General features: G+C 68.9%; 12 protein-coding genes and 2 tRNA genes. 9 read left to right on the top strand and 5 right to left on the bottom strand.

Annotation, left to right across the window (positions count from 1 at the left end; translation table 11 throughout):
- Positions 1-77 precede the first annotated feature (77 nt).
- Positions 78-1,220 (top strand): PP2C family protein-serine/threonine phosphatase, encoded by a 1,143-nt coding sequence (locus ACMTAK_RS32655; protein ID WP_413809490.1) that lies wholly within the window; start codon positions 78-80, stop codon positions 1,218-1,220.
- Positions 1,221-1,505: 285 nt separating this feature from the next.
- On the opposite strand, the gene ACMTAK_RS32660 is transcribed toward ACMTAK_RS32655, so the two are convergent.
- A complete protein-coding gene (locus ACMTAK_RS32660) occupies positions 1,506-2,687 on the bottom strand; it encodes an acyltransferase family protein (protein WP_413809491.1) in 1,182 nt (393 codons plus the stop codon).
- Between the two features lie 616 nt (positions 2,688-3,303).
- Here ACMTAK_RS32660 and ACMTAK_RS32665 point away from each other — a divergent pair.
- Positions 3,304-3,498: a hypothetical protein gene (locus ACMTAK_RS32665; protein ID WP_037945927.1), complete on the top strand. Its 195-nt coding sequence runs from the start codon at positions 3,304-3,306 to the stop codon at positions 3,496-3,498.
- Between the two features lie 117 nt (positions 3,499-3,615).
- Here ACMTAK_RS32665 and ACMTAK_RS32670 read toward each other — a convergent pair.
- A tRNA-Gly gene (locus ACMTAK_RS32670) sits at positions 3,616-3,689 on the bottom strand.
- Positions 3,690-3,868: 179 nt separating this feature from the next.
- On the opposite strand from ACMTAK_RS32670, the gene ACMTAK_RS32675 reads away from it, so the two are divergent.
- The 5 genes from ACMTAK_RS32675 to clpX all read left to right on the top strand — a co-directional run bounded on the left by ACMTAK_RS32675 (position 3,869) and on the right by clpX (position 8,614).
- Positions 3,869-3,945, top strand: a tRNA-Pro gene (locus tag ACMTAK_RS32675).
- A 155-nt stretch (positions 3,946-4,100) separates the two neighbouring features.
- On the top strand, positions 4,101-5,537 hold the full coding sequence (gene tig / locus ACMTAK_RS32680; RefSeq protein ID WP_413809492.1) for a trigger factor: 1,437 nt from the start codon (positions 4,101-4,103) through the stop codon (positions 5,535-5,537).
- 288 nt (positions 5,538-5,825) lie between these two features.
- Entirely contained in the window at positions 5,826-6,428 is a 603-nt protein-coding gene (locus tag ACMTAK_RS32685; RefSeq protein WP_171072767.1) for an ATP-dependent Clp protease proteolytic subunit, read from the top strand.
- 46 nt (positions 6,429-6,474) lie between these two features.
- Positions 6,475-7,146: an ATP-dependent Clp protease proteolytic subunit gene (locus tag ACMTAK_RS32690; protein ID WP_413809493.1), complete on the top strand. Its 672-nt coding sequence runs from the start codon at positions 6,475-6,477 to the stop codon at positions 7,144-7,146.
- A gap of 181 nt (positions 7,147-7,327) precedes the next feature.
- Positions 7,328-8,614 (top strand): ATP-dependent Clp protease ATP-binding subunit ClpX, encoded by a 1,287-nt coding sequence (gene clpX / locus ACMTAK_RS32695; RefSeq protein WP_020871331.1) that lies wholly within the window; start codon positions 7,328-7,330, stop codon positions 8,612-8,614.
- A gap of 106 nt (positions 8,615-8,720) precedes the next feature.
- Here the strand turns inward: clpX and ACMTAK_RS32700 are convergent, their stop codons facing one another.
- Genes ACMTAK_RS32700 through ACMTAK_RS32710 form a run of 3 tightly spaced genes read right to left on the bottom strand, consistent with a single transcriptional unit; the run spans position 8,721 to position 11,612 of the window.
- Positions 8,721-9,563: a hypothetical protein gene (locus ACMTAK_RS32700; RefSeq protein ID WP_413809494.1), complete on the bottom strand. Its 843-nt coding sequence runs from the start codon at positions 9,561-9,563 to the stop codon at positions 8,721-8,723.
- Positions 9,564-9,621: 58 nt separating this feature from the next.
- Complete coding sequence (locus ACMTAK_RS32705) at positions 9,622-10,614, bottom strand: hypothetical protein (protein ID WP_413809495.1); 993 nt, start codon at positions 10,612-10,614, stop codon at positions 9,622-9,624.
- Between the two features lie 53 nt (positions 10,615-10,667).
- Positions 10,668-11,612 (bottom strand): hypothetical protein, encoded by a 945-nt coding sequence (locus ACMTAK_RS32710; RefSeq protein ID WP_413809496.1) that lies wholly within the window; start codon positions 11,610-11,612, stop codon positions 10,668-10,670.
- A gap of 118 nt (positions 11,613-11,730) precedes the next feature.
- Between ACMTAK_RS32710 and ACMTAK_RS32715 the strand changes: the two genes are divergently transcribed.
- The gene (locus tag ACMTAK_RS32715) at positions 11,731-14,418 is read left to right on the top strand and encodes a valine--tRNA ligase (protein ID WP_413809497.1); all 2,688 of its coding nucleotides are present in this window, start codon (positions 11,731-11,733) and stop codon (positions 14,416-14,418) included.
- A 228-nt stretch (positions 14,419-14,646) separates the two neighbouring features.
- Positions 14,647-16,101, top strand: coding sequence for a peptidoglycan D,D-transpeptidase FtsI family protein (locus ACMTAK_RS32720; protein WP_413809498.1), 1,455 nt, complete (start codon positions 14,647-14,649; stop codon positions 16,099-16,101).
- The last annotated feature ends 84 nt before the right edge of the window (positions 16,102-16,185 follow it).

The raw sequence follows: 16,185 nt of genomic DNA on the forward strand, positions 1-16,185 counted from the left end.
GATTGCCCCCCTGGCTGGGTGGTTCAACGCGCCACGAATCGACGCGCGTCCGAACGGGTGGGTAGGGTCCCGATGCAATGACTGGCGGCGTGGACACTCCGTGGGCCCGGATGCGCAGAGTTCTGCACCGGGCTCGCACAGGCGTGCGCAAAGCCGGAGTGGACTACTTCCGGGGTGAGGGCTCCGACCGGCTCGCCCTGACCGCGCTGCTCCTCGGCGTCCCCGCCATCGCCGGAGGCACCATCGCCCAGCCCGACTGGTGCTCCCCGTCCGCCCTCGTCCTGCCCATCGTCGCGGGCGGGCTGCTGCTGCGCCCCGCCAGCCTGCTCGCCCTGTACGCGGCGGCCGCCACGGCCCTGATCGTGGAGTCAGCCGTGCTCGGCCCGTACACCGAGGAGGACGCCTCCTCCCGGGTCACCCCCGGCACCATCCTGGTCGTCGCCGCCGTCGGCTTCTTCGGCCTGCTGATCGCCCAGTTCCGCAGCCGCGTCGGAGTGCCCTGGCGGCGCGGCGGCACCATGCTCTTCGACCTGCGCGAGCGCATCCGCGTCCAGAGCAAGCTGCCCAACCTGCCGCGCGGCTGGCATCGCGAGATGGCGCTGCGCCCGGCCGGCGGGCAGTCCTTCTCCGGCGACTTCGTCGTGGCCGCCCGCACCGGCGGCGGCCGCACCCTCGAGGTCGTCCTCACCGATGTCTCCGGCAAGGGCATGGACGCCGCCTCGCGCGCCCTGCTGCTCTCCGGCGCCTTCGGCGGCCTCCTCGGCTCCCTGCCGCCACACGGCTTCCTCCCGGCCGCCAACGGCTATCTCCTGCGCCAGGACTGGGACGAGGGCTTCGCGACCTCCATCCATCTCGTCCTCGACCTCGACAGCGGCGATTTCGAGCTCTTCTCCGCCGGACATCTGCCCGCGCTCCAGCTGAGCGCGGGCACCGGCAAATGGGAGGAGAAGTCCGCCGACGGCCCGCTGCTGGGCGTCTACGACGGCGCCCAATTCGACCCCACCAAGGGCACGCTGCGGCCCGGTGACGTCCTGATGCTCTTCACCGACGGACTCGTGGAGACCGCCGACCGGGACATCAGCGAGGGCATCGACCACCTCACCGGCGAGGCGGACCGCTACGTCGGCTCCGGCTTCCACGGCGCGGCCTGGCACCTGATCGAGACGGTCGCGAAGGACGTCAACGACGACCGCGCCCTGCTGCTGATCTGCCGCCAGTAAGGGCGCCTCGCGTCCGCCGGTAGGGAAATCACCGGAATGAGTGAGAACAAGCTCACCGCGTTGTGCCGCGCCCGCCCCGGGACCCTGCCCTCGCGGGCGCCTGGGCCGTCGAGGGGGCCCGCTGGGCCGCTCACCTGGGCTACGACCGCCTGGCCCGTGCGGCGCTACCTTGAGCCGTAGAAGAGCCGTAGAAGAGCCGCAGAAGAGCCATGGAAGAGCCGAGAAAGGGCTGGCCCGTGGGGATCCGCGGTCCAGCCCTTTGCGTCGTTGGCGGCCGTTGGCGCGCTAGGCCGCCGTCGTCGTACGGCTGCGGGCCTGTTCGGCGGGGTCCTTACGGAAGGCCCAGGCCATCTTCGGCTCCATGGCGAAGCGGAAGGCGCGCTGGACGGGCGGCGTGCACAGCACGGTGACCACGGTGGCGGCGATGATCGTGACCGTGATCTCCCCCAGCGGCTTGTGCAGCCACTGGTAGTCGTCGAACCAGCCCCAGAACCGGGAGCCCTTGGCCAGGAAGCCGTGCAGCAGATAGCCGTACAGCGTTCCGGCGCCCAGCACCGTGAACCACATATGGCGCCGCGGCACCCAGGCGAAGAAGCAGCTGACGAGCACGACGGAGCAGCCGAAGAGGGCGAGCGTCATCACCGGGCCGGTCCACGGCGGGGCGCCCAGCTCCTGGACGCTGTCGCGGTGGTAGAACCACGCCGAGCTCATCCGCGGCGCCGCCCAGTAGGCGAACAGGAGGGCACACGCGAAGATCGGCACCGACGCGATCCGCACCGAGCGGCGGCGGATCATCTGGAAGTGCTCGGGCTTCATGCACAGGCCGAGGATGAAGAACGGCAGGAACTGCAGCAGTCGCTGCATGTCCAGGTCGTCGCCGATGTCGGGCGAGACCGCCGCGAGCGTGGCGACGGCGAGCGCGAGCGGGAGCGGCCAGCGCACCAGCTTCCAGATCGGAGTGGTCAGCCGCCATACGAACAGCGCGACCAGGAACCAGGTGAGGTACCAGGGGTCCAGCAGGCTGAAGTCGTACGTCGGGTCGTCGTCCGCCCAGCGCTTGAACAGCGTGTACGCGACCTCGAAGAGCACATAGGGCACCGCGATGCCGGTGATCAGGCGCTTGAGCCGGTCCGGCCGCATGTCGAAGCTGCGTGAGAAGTAGCCGGAGATCACGATGAAGGCCGGCATGTGGAAGGTGTACACGACCATGTACAGCGCTTCCGCGGTGCGGCTGCTGTCGGTGAGCGGCTCCCAGGAGTGGGCCATCGCGACCAGCACGATCGCGAGGTACTTCGCGTTGTCGAAGAACGCGTCCCGCTGTTTGGGCTTCTGTCCGGCGGGGGAGGCGGCTGGCGGGGTGGTCGCCTGCTGCCCTGGTTCTTCGGTCCGCGGCGAGGGGGGAGTGGGCGCCGCCTCCTGGGGGAGCGGGGTCCGCTGATAACCGTGCGGGCGCAGGGAGTTGGTCACAGGCCCTCCCACCAGGAACTGGGGGAGACCACCCGGCACCTCACTGCGCGTGGGGGAGTCATGGCAGCGTGAAACATCTGAGGCACGATAGCGCTGAAACCTGTATTGCGTAAAACCTCGTTCAGTTTGCTTTCCGTTCATAGCCTTCGTATCGCGGCCGATAGTCGGCCCGGGTAAGTCGGCCGAGGGGTCGACAAAGCGATGCGATCATTCGATATCCGGGCACAGACTGTCCGTTCTGGTGGCCTTCATCCCGCTTAATTGGGGCATATGCCCCGCAGGAGGCTCTGGCGGAATGTCTGATTCATTGATGTTTTGTCACCCTGCCGAGTGACCGCCGAGTGAATTCCGAATTCCTGCCCGAGATCATCCGGGGTGATCGGAATTCACCGGCCGGGCGGCCCGCCGAGTTGTGGGGAGTGTCACCCGTAACCCTTTGAATGAACGGTTACCGGACGGGTACCGGAGGGGTGGGTGTCGTGTGCACATGTGACCGTTTATCGCTCCACCCCACTGCTGGGCGGCGGGAGTTGATGGCACGATGGTGGCTGCGGGGGTGTGCGGGGTCGCGTGCTTCCGGGGCCTGTGAGACGTGTGCGACCGAGGGTGGGATGTTGTGGCCATTTCCCTGTCATTGGTACTGCTGGTGGGCATCATCCTGGTGTTCATGATCCGCAATGGCCGGGTCAAGTGGGGACCGGCCCTGGTCGCGATCCTCTTCGGGTTCCTGCTCGCCTCGTCCAATGTCGCGCCGGACATCCAGAAGTTCCTCGACTCGGCCGCCGAGGCCATCGCCGACATCAACCCCTGATCGCGGATCCCTGGGCCTCCGCCCCCGCGTCCCGGGGCGGGCGCGCCCGGACGCGCGAGTGTGCGCAAAAGCGAACGGCCCGGCTCCGGGGAACTCCCCGGGCCGGGCCGAAAGCCGTGGAGCGGGCGACGGGAATCGAACCCGCGTAGCCAGTTTGGAAGACTGGGGCTCTACCATTGAGCTACGCCCGCACACGCCGCGTACACGGATGCACCGGTCGCCCGGACACCTCCGCCCGGGCATGATCACCCGGATCGCGGCACGGGATGCATCGTAGCGGTTCCCGGCCGTTCCCCGCACACCCTTGCCCACCAGTCGAATAACCGGCAGCCGGGGCGTCCGCGGGCATGTACCCTACGTGTCGCACCGACGGGGTGTGGCGCAGCTTGGTAGCGCGTCCGCTTTGGGAGCGGAAGGTCGTCGGTTCGAATCCGGCCACCCCGACCATCCACAGACGTCAAGATCGCGTTGTGGGGCCCGTCATGCTTGCGGTTACTATGCAAGCTGCGTGTCTGTGTCTTTTTAACCGGACGCGAATCCGCTGCGACGCGACAGCGCACCGCAGCTGAACACCACACGTCAGCCCCCAAGGAGACCGAACCGTGAAGAGCGCCGTGGAGAACCTGAACCCGACCCGGGTTCGGCTCACTGTCGAGGTGCCCTTCGAGGAGCTCAAGCCCAGCCTCGACGCGGCGTACAAGAAGATCAACCAGCAGGTCACGGTGCCTGGGTTCCGCAAGGGCAAGATCCCGGCCCGCATCATCGACCAGCGGTTCGGCCGTGGCGCCGTGCTGGAAGAGGCCGTCAACGAGGCGCTCCCGAAGTTCTACACCGACGCGGTCAACGAGGGTGAGCTGAACCCGCTCGGCCAGCCCGAGGTCGACATCACCGAGCTCAAGGACAACGAGCTGCTGACCTTCACCGCCGAGGTGGACATCCGCCCGGCGATCGAGATCCCGGACTACTCAGGCATCGAGGTCACCGTCGACTCCGTCGAGGTCTCGGACGAGGACATCGACAAGTCCGTCGAGCAGCTGCGGGAGCGCTTCGCCACCACCAGCCCGGTGGAGCGAGCCGCCGCCGACGGCGACATCGTCGTGGTCGACCTCGAGGCCAAGGTCGACGGCGAGGTCCTGGAGGACGGCGTCGCCACCGGCGTCACCTACACCATCGGCTCGGGTGAGCTGCTGGACGGCATCGACGAGGCCGTGACCGGCCTGGAGGCGGGCGGCGAGGCCACCTTCACCTCCGAGCTCAAGGGCGGCTCCGCCCAGGGCAAGGAGGCCGAGGTCTCGGTCAAGGTCTCCGAGGTCAAGGCCCGTGAGCTGCCCGAGCTCGACGACGACTTCGCCCAGCTGGCCAGCGAGTTCGACACCCTCGAGGAGCTGCGCGGCGACAGCCGTGAGCGCCTGGAGCGGTCGAAGAAGTTCGAGCAGGCCACCCAGGCCCAGGAGAAGGTGCTGGACGCCCTGCTGGAGCTGGTCGAGGTGCCGATCCCGGAGAAGCTGCTCCAGGACGAGATCAACACTCGTAAGCACAACCTCGAGCACCACCAGCTGGGCCAGATGGGTCTGAACCTCGACTCGTACCTGGAGATGCAGGGCAAGACCGCCGAGGAGTTCGAAGCCGAGCTCAAGGAGCAGGCCGAGAAGGGCATCCGGACCCAGTTCGTCCTCGACGAGCTGGTCAACAAGGAGCAGCTGTCCGTCGGCCAGGAGGAGCTCACCGAGCACCTCATGCGCCGCGCGCAGTCCTCCGGCATGAGCCCGGACCAGTTCGCCCAGGCCGTCGTCGAGGGCGGCCAGGTCCCGATGCTCGTCGGCGAGGTCGCCCGCGGCAAGGCGCTGGCCGTGGTGGTCGAGGCCGCCAAGGTCGTCGACGACAAGGGCGAGACCGTGGACCTGGACGACGAGGAGGACGAGACCGGCGAGACGGTCGAGGCCACCTCCGAGACCGCCGAGGAGCCCGCCGCGGCCGAGGCGGAGGCCGCCGAGGCGCCCGCGGAGTCCGAGGAGAAGCAGGACAAGGCCGAGAGCTGATCTACGGTTCGCTCCACAGCCCGTACGAACGGGCCCGAACGTCTGCGCGCGTCCGGGCCCGTTCGTGTTCCGCGACGCCGGTCCGGTGCCGGGACATGCGCTCAGAGCGAACAGTTCCTGATGCGGGATGGCGCCCGCCGACCAGCGCGTTAGGGTCCGTAGATACGAGGCAGGGGAGTCTCGCGAGCCCGCCGACCAGATCGGCGGCCAGGCCCCACGCCCCAGAAGAAGACGCTGAGACGGCCAGTCAGCCGTCAGAGACGAGCAGGTGGATACGTGACGAATACGATGCCTTCCGCCGCCGGCGAGCCGACCGTCGGTGGCCTCGGCGACCAGGTCTACAACCGGCTGCTCGGTGAGCGGATCATCTTCCTCGGCCAGCCGGTCGACGACGACATCGCCAACAAGATCACGGCTCAGCTGCTCCTGCTCGCCGCCGATCCGGAAAAGGACATTTACCTCTACATCAACTCCCCGGGCGGCTCGATCTCGGCGGGCATGGCGATCTACGACACCATGCAGTACATCCAGAACGACGTGGTCACCATCGCCATGGGCCTCGCCGCTTCGATGGGCCAGTTCCTGCTGAGCGCGGGCACTCCGGGCAAGCGCTTCGCGCTCCCCAACGCCGAGATCCTGATCCACCAGCCCTCCGCGGGCCTGGCGGGTTCCGCCTCGGACATCAAGATCCACGCCGAGCGACTGCTGCACACCAAGAAGCGCATGGCCGAGCTGACCGCCTTCCACACCGGTCAGACGGTTGAGCAGATCGTCCGTGACTCCGACCGCGACCGCTGGTTCTCCGCCGACGAGGCCAAGGAGTACGGCCTGGTCGACGACGTCATGACGTCCGCCTCCAGCGTTCCGGGCGGGGGCGGCACCGGGGCCTGAGGCCCGCCGTCCCGTAGCCGACCTCCAGCCCTCAGATCGCCACAGGATGGTGAAGACCCAGATGAGCAACTTCCCCGGCAGCGGCCTGTACACCGGCCCGATGGCCGAATCCCGCTATGTCGTTCCGCGTTTCGTCGAGCGCACCTCCCAGGGCATCCGCGAGTACGACCCGTACGCCAAGCTCTTCGAAGAGCGCGTGATCTTCCTGGGCGTCCAGATCGACGACGCCTCCGCCAACGACGTCATGGCGCAGCTGCTGTGCCTGGAGTCGATGGACCCGGACCGTGATATCTCGGTCTACATCAACTCTCCCGGCGGCTCGTTCACCGCGCTGACCGCCATCTACGACACGATGCAGTTCGTCAAGCCCGACATCCAGACGGTGTGCATGGGCCAGGCGGCGTCCGCCGCGGCCGTGCTGCTCGCCGCCGGAACGCCGGGCAAGCGGATGGCGCTGCCCAATGCCCGGATCCTGATCCACCAGCCGTACAGTGAGACCGGGCGCGGTCAGGTCTCCGACCTGGAGATCGCGGCCAACGAGATCCTGCGGATGCGCGCGCAGCTCGAGGAGATGCTGGCCAAGCACTCCACGACGCCCATCGAGAAGATCCGTGACGACATCGAGCGGGACAAGATCCTCACGGCCGAGGAGTCCCTGGCGTACGGTCTTGTCGACCAGATCGTCTCCACCCGTAAGACGTCGGTCGGCCTCGGCTGAATCTTCGGTGGAAACACCCCCCTTGGACCGAGTAGCTCCAAGGGGGGCCCGAACCGGGGGCCCGGCAAGGTACCGTCATAGAGGGCTGAGGGCCCCGGCCCACGGGAAAGAAGCAGAAAGCGCAGCGCAAGCACCCGGTTCCGCGCAGCAAAGCGGATCCAAGGCGAAGGGGAAGCACCTCGTGGCACGCATCGGTGACGGCGGCGACCTGCTCAAGTGCTCGTTCTGCGGGAAGAGCCAGAAGCAGGTGAAGAAGCTCATCGCGGGCCCGGGTGTGTACATCTGCGATGAATGCATCGATCTCTGCAACGAGATCATCGAGGAGGAGCTCGCCGAGACCTCCGAAGTGCGCTGGGAGGAACTCCCCAAGCCGCGCGAGATCTATGAATTCCTCGAGGGCTATGTGGTCGGCCAGGAGGCCGCCAAGAAGGCGCTCTCGGTCGCCGTCTACAACCACTACAAGCGGGTCCAGGCGGGCGAGAACGGCGGCCACAACCGCGACGACGGCATCGAGTTGGCCAAGTCCAACATCCTGCTGCTCGGGCCCACCGGCTCCGGCAAGACGCTGCTCGCGCAGACCCTCGCCCGGATGCTCAACGTGCCCTTCGCCATCGCCGACGCCACCGCGCTCACCGAGGCGGGCTATGTCGGCGAGGACGTGGAGAACATCCTCCTCAAGCTGATCCAGGCCGCCGACTACGACGTCAAGAAGGCCGAGACGGGCATCATCTACATCGACGAGATCGACAAGGTGGCCCGCAAGAGCGAGAACCCCTCGATCACCCGCGATGTGTCCGGCGAGGGCGTTCAGCAGGCGCTGCTGAAGATCCTGGAAGGGACCACGGCGTCGGTGCCGCCGCAGGGCGGCCGGAAACACCCGCATCAGGAGTTCATCCAGATCGACACCACGAATGTGCTGTTCATCGTGGGCGGCGCCTTCGCCGGTCTGGAGAAGATCATCGAGTCGCGGGCGGGTGCCAAGGGCATCGGATTCGGTGCCACGATCCGCTCCAAGCGCGAGATCGAGGCGAGCGACCAGTTCCAGGAGGTCATGCCCGAGGATCTGGTGAAGTTCGGAATGATCCCGGAGTTCATCGGCCGTCTCCCGGTCATCACCTCCGTCCACAACCTCGACCGCGAGGCGCTGCTGCAAATCCTCGTCGAGCCGCGGAACGCCCTGGTGAAGCAGTACCAGCGGCTGTTCGAGCTCGACGGGGTGGAGCTGGACTTCGACCGCCCGGCCCTGGAGGCCATCGCCGACCAGGCGATCCTGCGCGGCACGGGGGCCCGGGGCCTGCGCGCGATCATCGAGGAGGTGCTGATGTCGGCGATGTACGAGGTGCCGTCCCGCAAGGACGTGGCCCGCGTCGTCATCACCGAGGACGTCGTGCACTCCAATGTGAACCCCACGCTGGTGCCCCGCACCCGCGGCACCGAGCCGGGCGAGCGGCACGAGAAGAGCGCGTAGCCGCTCCCGCACGCGCAGCCGCCCCGCTGAGGGTGTACGAAGAGGGCCCCGGTCTCCCGGGGCCCTCTTCGTGTCGTACGCGCCCTGTGGCCGCCTTACGGGCGGTTCAGGCGGGCTTGCGGGTGTCCTGGTAGATGCCCGCGGTCACCTTGGCGAAGGACTCCATGTCGGCGTCCGACGCCGAGGTGTTCTCCGCTTGGACGTCGAGCACCATCGCCGCGTCCGTCTCCTCGGCCCAGACGCAGGCCGGGGCGTAGATCCGGTCGTAGAGCTTGACCACCTCGCACTCCACCGACGGGCCGTCAGCGCCCTTCGGCCGGAACCGCTTGCGCTTCCGCTCCACCGTGGGGGAGCCGTCGCCGCCCGCGAAGCCCTTGAACATCTCGTCGCGGACCGTGTCCGGGTCGCTGATGTCGCCGTACATACCGGAGAAGGCGAGCCCCGAGTTGTCGTCGTCCGACCGCTTGTACTGGGCCAGGACCGAGGTCGCGCCCTCGGGCATGCTGCCCTGCACGCTGGTGCCCTCGTTGTCGAGGTCGTCCGTGCCCTTGTCCAGCGTGTAGGTGCCGTCGGCGAGCGTCTTGGGGGTGACCAGCTTCATCGCCTTCGGGCCGTCGTCGCCGCCGGACAGCACCACGGCGCCGGTGACGATCGCGCCCACCACCACGAGCCCGGCCACCGTCACCGCGATGATCTTGGTGCGGTTGCCGCCCCCGCCGGCCGCGGGCGGCGCGGGGTAGGGCGGCCGGCCGTAGGGACCCGCCTGCTGCGGGTAGCCGTAGCCCTGCGGGGGCTGCGCCTGCGGATAGCCGTACCCCGGCGTCTGCGCGTACGGGTTGGGCTCCGCGGGCCGCTGCTGCCCCCCGCCGTACGGATTGGGCTGGGCGCCCCCGTACGGGCCGGGTCCGCCGCCGTAGGGCCCCGGCGGCGGTGGCTGGTTGTGGCTCATGGCTGTGGGGGTCCCCCTCCGGATCGGCTGTGGCCTGTGAACTGCGCGGCCCGCTCGGCTACTTGATCTCCACGCGCGCGTCGTTGCGGACCTTCGCGGTGATGTCACCGGCCTCGTCGAGCGACATGCCCTTGCCGGACAGCGCCGCGGCCGCGTCGGAGACGACCACATAGGCCACCGTGCTGTTGTCGCCCCACATGCAGATCGGGATCGAGAAGCCCTTGGTGGGTATGCCGCTGGAGCCGGAGTCCCCGGTCGGGGTGAACTTGGTGTTCTGGCACTTCATCACGGCGTTCTCGAAGCCGCTGGGCGTCACCGTCTCCGGGCTGCCCACGAGCTCGGCCTTCATCCCATTGCTGGTGGAGGGGTCCTTCTCGGCCTCTTGCGCGATCTTCGAGAAGGCGCCGTCGACGACCGCCTCGGGGTCCTTCACCTCGCCCCAGACGCCGTTGAGCTGCAACTGCTTGGCGCTCATGCCCTCGCCGGACTTGTACTCCGCGCTCTCGGTCTTGGGGTTGGTGACGCCGAACTTCTCGAAGTCGTCCGCGTCCGAGGAGGTGAGCCCGCCCCCGCCGGAAGAGCTCTTGGTGTAGTCGCCGGCCACCGTCGCGGGGGTGGTGAGCTTGTACCGCTTGCCGTCGTCGGCGACCTTACCGCCGCCGCCACCGCTGTCGTCCCCGCCCTTGAACACCAGGACGCCGCCGACGACCGCGGCCACCACGACCACCGCGCCGATCGCGATCGCCAGGCCCTTCTTCTTGCCGCCGCCCTGGCCCGGGCCCGGCTGGTACGGCCCCGGCATGCCCGGCTGGCCGTACGGCTGCTGCTGGGCGTACGGGTTGGGCTGCTGGCCGTAGGGGCCCGGCTGGCCCTGCGGCTGCCCGGGGTAGCCGTAGCCCTGCTGGGGCGGCTGCTGCGGCTGTCCGTAGGGACCCGGCTGACCCGGCTGCTGCGGGTAGCCGTAGCCGGGCTGGCCGGCCGCTCCACCCTGTCCGTAGGGACCCGGCTGTTGGGGCTGCTGGCCGTAGGGGCCCGGCTGGTTGTAGCTCATCTGTATCCCTCGTTAGAAATCGTGCTGTTGTGTTGCCATGCGCCGGCCGCGGGCTAGCCGTCGATCTCGACGCGCGCGTCCTTGCGCACCTTGGCCGTGATGCCGGCGGCGTCCTCAAGGGACATGCCACCACCGAGCACCGCGGCCGCCGGATCCGCCATGACCGTGACGCCCAGGGTGTCCTTGTCGCCCCAGACGCACGCGGGGGCCTCCATGGATCCCTGGTCCGAGGTGAACTTCATGGACTGGCACTTCAGGACGTCCCCGTCGAAACCGTCCGGCGAGAACGTCTGGGGGCTGCCCTTGGCCTGCGCGGTGCCGTTGTCCTGCAGCGTCTTGACGATGACCGCCAGCGCGAGGTCCGCGCCACGCCGCGGGTCGGTCACCTCGCCCCAGACGCCGGTGAACTTCAGCATCTCCTTGCCGGAGGTCTGGTAGTCGGCCGCCACCAGATGCGGGTCCTTGACGACCGGCACCTGCTGGAGGTCCTTCCGGCCCGCCGCGGACAGATCGCTGTCGTCCGTGCCCGAGCCCTGGCGCTCGTAGTCCGAGGCCACGGTGTCGGGGGTGGTCAGCTTGTACGGGCCGCCGCTGCCGCCGCCGAACAGCGCGAACGCCCCCGCACCCAGCGCCGCCACGATCACCACCGCGCCGACCGCGAGCCCCACCTTCCTGCCCTTACCGTTGCCACCGGCCGTCGGCCCCGGGGGCGGCGGGGTCTGGGGCCCGCCGTAGTAGCCCGGACCCTGCTGGGGCGCGGGGGCCTGCTGGGGCGGCTGCGGCGGCTGACCGTAAGGGTTCGCGGGCTGTCCATACGGGCCTGGCCTGCCCTGCGGCTGCCCGGGGTAGCCGTAGCCCTGCTGGGGCGGCTGCGGCGGCTGTCCGTAGGGACCGGGCTGCTGCGCGTACGGATTGGGCACGGGAGGCTGACCGGCGCCGTACGGCCCTGGCTGGCCCCCATAGGGGCCGGGCTGCGGCGGCGGCTGCTGATGGCTCATGTGCCTCTCCTTATGCGCATGACAGGTTCCAAACATCCTTCCCGACGCCCTCGGGGGCCTTGGCGCCGGGGCCACAACGGGTTCGTAACGGAAGGCCGCGGCCCTTTAGACTGCGGGCGTGACCGAGAACTCTTCGCAGCGCCCCACGAGCGGGCCGAACAGCCACCCCGAACTGCCGACCCAGTACGCGCCGGCCGATGTAGAGGGGCCGCTGTACGAGCGCTGGGTAGAGCGCGGTTACTTCGAGGCGGACGCGAAGAGCGACAAAGAGCCCTACACCATCGTCATCCCGCCCCCCAATGTGACCGGCTCGCTCCACCTCGGCCATGCCTTCGAGCACACGATCATCGATGCGCTCACCCGGCGCAAGCGAATGCAGGGCTTTGAGACGCTCTGGCAGCCGGGGATGGACCACGCCGGTATCGCCACGCAGAACGTGGTCGAGCGCGAGCTGGCCAAGGAGGGCGTCTCCCGCCACGACCTGGGCCGCGAGGCGTTCGTCGAGCGCGTCTGGCAGTGGAAGAGCGAGTCCGGCGGGCAGATCTCCGGGCAGATGCGGCGCCTGGGCGACGGCGTGGCCTGGAACCGCGAGCGCTTCACCATGGACGAGGGGCTCTCCAAGGCCGTCCAGACGATCTTCAAGCGGCTCTACGAGGACGAGCTGATCTACCGCGCCGAGCGCATCATCAACTGGTGCCCGCGCTGTCTTACGGCCATCTCGGACATCGAGGTGGAGTACGACGACGATGACGGCGAGCTCGTCTCGATCCGGTACGGCGATCTGGAAGAAGGGGCGGCGCGTAGCGCCTCGGTTGAGGGTGGTGGCGGGCGACGGGCGGGCGCGTCCATCGTCGTCGCCACGACCCGTGCCGAGACGATGCTGGGCGACACCGCGGTCGCCGTCCACCCCGGCGACGAGCGCTACCGCCACCTGGTCGGCACCGAGATCGAGCTGCCGCTGACCGGCCGCCGGATCCCGATCGTCGCGGACGAGCACGTCGACCCCGCGTTCGGCACCGGCGCGGTCAAGGTCACCCCGGCCCACGACCCGAACGACTTCGAGATCGGGCAGCGGCACGGCCTGCCGAACCTGACCGTCATGGACGAGCACGCGGTCATCACCGCCCACGGCCCCTTCCAGGGCCTGGACCGGCTGGAGGCGCGCAGCGCCGTCGTCGGCGCCCTGCGCGCCGAGGGCCGCATCGTGGCCGAGAAGCGCCCGTACACCCACTCCGTGGGCCACTGCTCGCGCTGCAAGACCACCATCGAGCCGCGGCTGTCCATGCAGTGGTGGGTCAAGGTCGGACCGCTGGCCAAGGCCGCGGGTGACGCGGTCCGCGACGGCCGGGTGAAGATCCACCCGGAGGACATGTCGAAGCGCTACTTCGACTGGGTCGACAACCTCCACGACTGGTGTATTTCGCGCCAGCTGTGGTGGGGCCACCGGATCCCGGTCTGGTACGGGCCGAACGGCGAGGTCGTCTGCGTCGGACCGGACGAGCAGCCGCCGAGCGGCGAGGGCTGGCACCAGGACAGCGACGTCCTGGACACCTGGTTCTCCTCCGGCCTGTGGCCGTTCTCGACGCTCGGGTGGCCCGAGCGGACCGAGAGCATGGAGAAGTTCTATCCCAACTCGGTCCTGGTCACCGGCTACGACATCCTCTTCTTCTGGGTCGCCCGGATGATGATGTTCGGCCTGTACGCGATGGACGGCACCCCGCCGTTCCACACCATCGCGCTGCACGGCATGGTCCGTGACCAGTTCGGCAAGAAGATGTCCAAGTCCTTTGGGAACGCGGTCAATCCGCTGGACTGGATGGACACCTATGGATCGGACGCGGTCCGCTTCACCCTGGCCCGGGGCGCCAACCCCGGCGTGGACGTCCCGATCGGCGAGGACTGGGTCCAGGCGTCCCGCAACTTCGCCAACAAGATCTGGAACGCGACCCGCTTCGCGCTGATGAACGGCGCCACGGTCGAGGGCGAACTGCCCGCCCCCGAGCGGCTGTCGGCCACCGACCGCTGGATCCTGTCCCGGCTGAACGCGGTGGTCGCCGAGGTCGACGCGTACTACGAGGACTACCAGTTCGCCAAGCTCTCCGACGTCCTCTACCACTTCGCGTGGGACGAGGTCTTCGACTGGTACGTCGAGCTGTCCAAGACCACCTTCGCCAAGGGCGGCGCCGAGGCCGACGCCGCGCGGCGCGTCCTCGGCGAGGTCCTGGACGTCACGCTGCGGCTGCTGCACCCGGTGGTCCCGTTCGTCACCGAGAAGCTGTGGACCTCGCTGACCGGCCAGGAGTCCGTCGTCATCGCGGACTGGCCGGGCGACAGCGGCTTCCGGGACGAGGCGGCCGAGCGGGAGATCGAGAACCTCCAACAGGTGGTCACCGAGGTCCGCCGGTTCCGCGCCGACCAGGGCCTCCAGCCCGGTCAGCGAGTCCCCGCCCGGCTGGAGCTGTCCGGCACCTCGCTGGCCGCCCATGAGGACGCGATGCGCTCCCTGCTGCGCCTCCAGCCGGCCGGTGAGGACTTCACCGCCACCGCGTCGCTGCCGGTCGCGGGCGCGACCGTGGCGCTGGACCTGTCCGGCGCGATCGACGTCGAGGCCGAGCGCAAGCGGCTGGCCAAGGATCTCGCCGCGGCCGAGAAGGACAAGGCGCAGACGACCGCGAAGCTGTCCAACGAGGGCTTCCTGGCCAAGGCCCCCGACCATGTCGTGGAGAAGATCCGCACCCGGCAGGCGACCGCCGAGGCCGATATCGCCCGGATCACAGCCCAGTTGGCGGCCCTCCCCAAGGGCTGACCACCGAGGAGTAGCGATCGCACCACAGCGCCCCCGCCGGAATCCGGCGGGGGCGCTTGTGCGTTGAGGTGTGTGTGATGTGCCACAGGCACCCCGGAGAAGCCTCACGGGGCCCCCGAGAAGCCCCACAGACGCCTCACAGGCACCACACAGCAATGCCCCACCGGGAACCAAACACTGCCTTCAGGGAGTTATCCGGCCGTACGTCCCGGAAGGAGCTCCCCCTCCATGAACAAGCCGCTGAGAAGGGCATCGGTGTTCTCGCTGCTGCTCGTGCTGGCCCTGCTCGCCTGGGTCACCTATGTGCAGTTGGCAAGAGGCGACAGTCTCCGGGAGGACCCGCGCAACGCCCGGGTGGCCATCTCCGAGTACGCCGGGCCGCTGGGCGACATCATCGCCGGCGGCAAGCCGGTCACCGGCTCGGCCGCCACCAAGGGCGACCTGAAGTACAAGCGCACCTACACGGACGGGAAGCTCTGGGCGCCGGTCACCGGCTACGCCTCCCAATCCTACGGCAGCACTCAGGTGGAGGCCCTGGAGCGGCAGGTGCTCGACGGCTCCGACAGCCGGCTGAAGAACCCGCTCGAGGCGGTGACGCGGGAGCGGTCCAAGCCCGGCGACGTGATCACCACGATCAACCCGGCCGTGCAGAAGGCCGCCTACGAGGGGTTGGGGAACAAGACCGGCGCGGCCGTGGCGCTCGACCCCACCACCGGCGCCGTCCTGGGCCTGGCCAGCACCCCCTCGTACGACCCCGGCACCTTCGCGGGCTCCTCCACGGCGGACCAGAAGGCGTGGACCGCGCTCCAGAAGGACGACAAGCAGCCGATGCTGAACCGCGCGCTGCGCCAGACGTACCCGCCGGGCTCCACCTTCAAGGTCCTGGTCGCCGCCGCGGCGCTGGAGAACGGGCTGTACCCGTCGGTGGACGAGCCGACCAAGAGCCCGGATCCGTACCGGCTGCCGGGCACGGTCACCGATATGCACAACGAGAACAGGTCGGCGCCCTGCGAGAACGCGACGATACGCACCGCCCTGGAGTACTCGTGCAACACGGTCTTCGCGAAGATGGCCGTGGACCTCGGCCAGTCCAAGGTGGCGGCGGAGGCCAAGAAGCTGGGCTTCGACGACACCGAGCTGGACATCCCGGTGCGCGCCGCGAAGAGCACCTACCCGAGCGGCATGAACGACTCGCAGACGGCCCTGACCGGTATGGGGCAGTTCGATGTGACGGCCACTCCGCTGCAGATGGCGATGGTCTCCTCGGCCATCGCGAATGACGGCAAGCTGATGACCCCGTACGAGGTCGACCGCACCACGGACGGCAGCGCGTCCGCCCTGGACCGGACCTCGGCCAAGACCTACAGCCAGGCGATGTCCCGGCACACCGCGTCCGAGCTGCAGTCCGCGATGCGGACGGTCGTGGACCAGGGCACCGGGACCAACGCGAAGATCCCCGGGGTGACGGTGGGCGGCAAAACCGGCACCGCCCAGCACGGTGAGAACAACAGCGCCAATCCGTACGCGTGGTTCATCAGTTACGCGGACGCCGGCGGCGGCCACAAGGTCGCGGTCGCGGTGGTGGTCGAGGACAGCGACGCGGCCCGCGCCGACATCTCCGGCGGCGGTCTGGCGGGCCCGATCGCCAAGTCGATGATGAAGGCGGCATTGGTCGGCGAGTGAGCCGAAGGGGCGCGTCGCTGTCGAAAGGGAGTCGCGCGCAGGGAGCGAGGAACGAGCGACCGAGCACGTCGACCGTCGACAACG

This window comes from Streptomyces lacaronensis, assembly GCF_047337785.1.
Taxonomy (GTDB): domain Bacteria; phylum Actinomycetota; class Actinomycetes; order Streptomycetales; family Streptomycetaceae; genus Streptomyces; species Streptomyces lycopersici.

Excerpts from the sequence above, each read along its gene's own strand:
- ACMTAK_RS32655 (WP_413809490.1), top strand. The coding sequence starts at position 78 with ATGACTGGCGGCGTGGACACTCCGTGGGCCCGGATGCGCAGAGTTCTG.
- ACMTAK_RS32685 (WP_171072767.1), top strand. The coding sequence starts at position 5,826 with ATGCCTTCCGCCGCCGGCGAGCCGACCGTCGGTGGCCTCGGCGACCAG.
- ACMTAK_RS32690 (WP_413809493.1), top strand. The coding sequence starts at position 6,475 with ATGGTGAAGACCCAGATGAGCAACTTCCCCGGCAGCGGCCTGTACACC.
- ACMTAK_RS32700 (WP_413809494.1), bottom strand. The coding sequence starts at position 9,563 with ATGAGCCACAACCAGCCACCGCCGCCGGGGCCCTACGGCGGCGGACCC.
- ACMTAK_RS32705 (WP_413809495.1), bottom strand. The coding sequence starts at position 10,614 with ATGAGCTACAACCAGCCGGGCCCCTACGGCCAGCAGCCCCAACAGCCG.
- ACMTAK_RS32710 (WP_413809496.1), bottom strand. The coding sequence starts at position 11,612 with ATGAGCCATCAGCAGCCGCCGCCGCAGCCCGGCCCCTATGGGGGCCAG.
- ACMTAK_RS32720 (WP_413809498.1), top strand. The coding sequence starts at position 14,647 with ATGAACAAGCCGCTGAGAAGGGCATCGGTGTTCTCGCTGCTGCTCGTG.